The following is a 4,163-nucleotide window of genomic DNA, read 5'->3' as shown; positions in this document are numbered from 1 at the left end:
GTTCCGAATCGTAAGCTCGCCGCCAGAACTTGTCAGTGCCTAGATTGGAGATGGACAATGGCCCCGTTGATCACCCTGCTGGTGGGCAGCATCGTGGCCCGGATCGTCGGTTGGGCCGGTGTCGACTATCTCGACAACTGGGTTACAGCGATCGCCGTCGGGCTTGCCGCGATGTTCGTTCTGACCGGTGTCGCGCACTTCGCCCCACCGCTGCGCGCTGCGCTGATTGCGATCGTGCCTCCGCGGTTACCGGCACCCCGCCTGCTGGTGACCGTCACCGGCGTGCTGGAACTGCTCGGCGCCGCCGGACTGTTGGTCCCGGCCACCCGAGTCGCCGCGGCCGTTTGCCTGCTGGTGCTGATGGTGGCGATGTTCCCGGCCAACATCTATGCGGCGCGGATGCCTAAACCACCCAAGTCGATGACGACGCAGTTACCCCTGCGCACCGCTGAGGAGATCATCTACCTGGCCGCTGCCGTAGTGGTCGCGATCGGCGGCTGCTAGCAGCCAGGCGTACTGGTAGGCCGCCTCTTTCCAGCGCTCGTAGCGCCCGCTGATTCCACCATGGCCGGCGGTCATCTGGGTCTTCAACAGCACCGGATTGCCGTCGGTTTTGGTATGCCGCAATGCCGCTACCCATTTCGCGGGTTCGACGTAATAGACCCTGGTGTCGTGCAACGAGGTCATCGCAAGGATCGGCGGGTACTTCTGTGCGCCGACGTTCTCGTACGGCGAATAGGATTTCATGTAATGGTAAACATCGCTGTCGCTCAATGGGTTTCCCCACTCGTCCCACTCGGTGACAGTCAGCGGCAACGACGGGTCCAGGATCGTGGTGAGCGGATCGACGAACGGGACCTGCGCCAGGATCCCGGCGAACAGATCCGGAGCCATGTTGGCGACGGCACCCATCAGCAGCCCACCGGCGCTGCCACCCAACGCCACCAGCTGCTCCGGTCGGGTCAGGCCGGAATCCACCAGATGCTTTGCGACCGCGACGAAGTCGGTAAAACTGTTCTTCTTCTCCAGCAGCTTGCCGTGCTCGTACCACAGCCGGCCCATCTCACCGCCCCCACGCACATGCGCGACAACAAACGTCATGCCGCGATCGAGCAGCGAGAGCCGAGCGATGGAAAAACGCGGATCCTCACAGATCTCGTATGCGCCGTAGCCGTAAACGAGTGCCGGCGCAGGAAATTTAATGTCAGCGCGGTGCACGATTGAGATCGGTATCCGGGTTCCGTCAGAGCTATACGCCCAATCACGGCGTTCGACGTAGTCCTCGCGCCGGTAGTCACCCAGTACCGGCTGCTCGCGCAACAGTGTGCGCTCCCCGGTGACCAGATCCAGGTCATAGATCTGCACCGGAGTGACAAACGATCCCGCACCGATCCGGAGCTTCGGCGAGTCCCAATTCGGGTTCGCACCCAGGCCGGACGACATCAGCTCGGAGTCGAACGAGATCTCCTCGGGCCGGCCGTAGATGGCGCCGTCGATGGGCCACAGCTGAATTCGCGGCAACGCCTCACCGCGGTAGCTGACCACCAGATGGCCGGCAAAGGCGTCGACGGCGTCCAGCCGCACGTCGTCGCGATGCTCGATCAGCGTGCGCTGCGCGGTCGGGTCATCAGCAGGTGCCTCCACCAGTGTGAAATTGACCGCGCCGTCGTTGTGCAGGATCAAAAACCGGTTGTGCCCGTCGACAATCGCGTGTTCCACCGAATACTCGACGCCGTCGCGCCGTGGCAGCACGGTGAGGAACTCGGCATACGGGTCGGCGGCGGCTGCGTAGCGGACCTCTGAGGTAATCGCCGACGCCGACACGATCAACACATACGCGTCGCTACGGGTCCGGCCGACCGCAAGCCAGAACCGCTCATCGGCTTCGTGATACACCTTCTCCGCCGGCAGACCTGAGGCGAGGCGGTGTCGCCACACCGTTTCGGGGCGCCACGCCGCATCGACCGTGACGTAGTAGACGGTTCGATTGTCGGTAGCCCAGGTCGCGCCGGCGCCGATGCCGACGATCTCGTCTGGGTATTGCTCGCCGGTGCGAAGATCCCTGAACCGCAATGTATAACGTTCATCGCCGACCACGTCGATGGAGTACGCCAGCACATTGCCGTCGGGGCTGATGCTGGCCGCGCCCAGTGAGAAGTAGTCGTGTCCTTCGGCTTCGACGTTCTCGTCGAGCAATATTTGCTCACCGGGGATCTCGGTGTGCTCGTCGAAGATCGGCGGGTTCCAGTCGGTCGGATCGGCTACTGGGCAACGGCATTGGACACCGTATTGCTTGCCTTCAAAGCTGCGCGCGTAATACCACCACTCGTTCCGTCGGATCGGCACGGACAGGTCGGTCTCTTTGGTGCGCGCTTTGATCTCGTCAAAAATCTTCTGCCGCAACGGTTCGAGCTGAGCCGTCATCTGGTCGGCGTAGTCGTTCTCCGCTTCCAGATGGGCGATAACCTCGGGGCTGGACTTGTCGCGCAGCCATTCATACGGATCGACGAACACGTCACCGTGAAATTCTCGTGGGCTGTTCACCCGCTTGGCGACAGGCGGCGGAGGCGCCCCGGCCATATTGCGCCGCTCCTCCTCATCGTTGCGCTCTGCATCGTCGTCGGCGCGGGTCATGCCGCCGGTCCGATCCATTCGTCGAAGCGGTGCCCGGAAATCCGTTCGTAAGCTTCGATGTAGCGGTCACGGGTCGCGTCGATAATGTTGTCGGGCAGCGGCGGCGGGGCCTTGGATCCGTTGCGGTCCCAGCCAGAGTCGGGGCCGGTCAGCCAGTTACGCACGAACTGCTTGTCGAAACTGGCCTGCACGACGCCGGCGCGGTAATCGGCTGCCGGCCAGTAACGTGACGAATCGGGTGTGAAGATTTCGTCGGCCAGCACCAAGTTGTCGTGCGCATCGATGCCGAACTCGAATTTGGTATCTGCGATGATGATTCCTCTTCTCAGCGCGTGGTCGGCCGCCTGTACATAGGTCTGGATAGTGCGATCGCGTAGCTGATTAGCGCGGACGCCACCTACCATCTTGATCACCTGGGGGAACGAGATGTTCTCATCATGTTCTCCCAGTTCGGCTTTCGTCGCTGGGGTGAACAGCGGCGAGGAGAATCTGCTGGCCTCGACCAAGCCCGGAGGCAGTGAGATGCCGCAAACCTTGCCGGTCTGCTGGTAATCCAGTAATCCTGAGCCGGTCAGGTAACCGCGGGCGACGCACTCCACCGGAACCATCTTCAGTTCTCGCACTACCAGTGCGCGGCCTAGGACCTCGTCCGGGATGCGTGGATCGTCCGGAGGCCCGGCAAGGTGGTTGGGCGCCTCGACGAGGTCGAAGAAGAAAACGCTCATCGCCGTCAAAATCCGACCTTTGTCGGGAATCATGCTGTCGAGCACGTAGTCGAACGCTGAAATCCGGTCGGTCGCGACGAACAACAGGTGATCGTCGTCGATCCGGTAGAGCTCGCGGACCTTGCCACTGGCCAGGTGCCGGTAGTCGGACAGAGCGGGACGCATCGGGTCAGCCTAGCGGTGCGGCTTTTTTAGCTACGCCGAGATTGACCGCAGAGCCGAGAACGGCGTGGAAATCGGTTCTAACGTCGATCTCGAGGTAGCGCAGCGCCCCCGAGGGCGCGCTCCTGTGCTGGGATCGGGGTTATGAAATCGCGGTTTCTCCCCTACGCCACTACCCCGCGCCGGCTGTTGGCGCAATTGTGCAGTGACGTCTTTGTCGTCAGCTGGACCTTTATCTGGGTGCTGGTCGGTCTGGCCGTCCACAGCGCGGTGTCAACTATCGCCGCAGTGGGCCGCCAGGTCCAAGGCGGCGCGGATGGTGTCGCCGACAGCCTCAAATCGGCCGGCCACAGTGCCGATCGCGTCCCATTGGTCGGTGACGCATTGAGCAAGCCGCTCACCGCGGCCAGCAAGGCCGCCCTCGACATCGCCGGCGCCGGGCACAACCTGGACACCACCGCCAGTTGGCTGGCCGTCGTGCTGGCACTGGCCGTCGCTGCGCCGCCGGCCCTCGCAGTGGTGGTGCCCTGGCTGGTGCTGCGGATCCGGTTCTTCCGCCGTAAGTGGACCGTGAGCACTCTGGCGGGCACACCGGGCGGCGAACAGCTCTTGGCACTGCGGGCGCTGGCCAACCGGCCGCTG

At 63.2% G+C, this 4,163-nt stretch carries 4 protein-coding genes; 2 read left to right on the top strand and 2 right to left on the bottom strand.

Annotated features, from left to right (window positions below; translation table 11 throughout):
* Positions 1-57: 57 nt before the first annotated feature.
* Positions 58-504 carry a DoxX family protein gene (locus WB785_RS21460; protein ID WP_424081608.1) on the top strand — a complete coding sequence of 149 codons (447 nt, stop codon included), beginning with the start codon at positions 58-60 and terminating at the stop codon, positions 502-504.
* Here WB785_RS21460 and WB785_RS21455 read toward each other — a convergent pair.
* Together WB785_RS21455 and WB785_RS21450 are read right to left on the bottom strand one after the other, a co-directional pair.
* Positions 433-2,580, bottom strand: coding sequence for a S9 family peptidase (locus tag WB785_RS21455; RefSeq protein WP_424081609.1), 2,148 nt, complete (start codon positions 2,578-2,580; stop codon positions 433-435). The two genes, WB785_RS21460 and WB785_RS21455, sit on opposite strands and share 72 nt — an antisense overlap.
* A 50-nt stretch (positions 2,581-2,630) precedes the next feature.
* Complete coding sequence (locus tag WB785_RS21450; RefSeq protein ID WP_424081606.1) at positions 2,631-3,524, bottom strand: phosphoribosylaminoimidazolesuccinocarboxamide synthase; 894 nt, start codon at positions 3,522-3,524, stop codon at positions 2,631-2,633.
* Positions 3,525-3,665: 141 nt separating this feature from the next.
* Here WB785_RS21450 and WB785_RS21445 point away from each other — a divergent pair.
* A partial coding sequence (locus WB785_RS21445; RefSeq protein WP_424081604.1) for a hypothetical protein occupies positions 3,666-4,163 on the top strand: 498 nt, incomplete at its 3' end.

It is taken from the genome of Mycobacterium sp. (assembly GCF_049585075.1).
In the GTDB taxonomy this organism is placed as follows: domain Bacteria; phylum Actinomycetota; class Actinomycetes; order Mycobacteriales; family Mycobacteriaceae; genus Mycobacterium.
The sequence above is the reverse complement of the archived record's forward strand: the minus strand, read 5'-3'. Positions and strand labels throughout refer to the sequence as shown.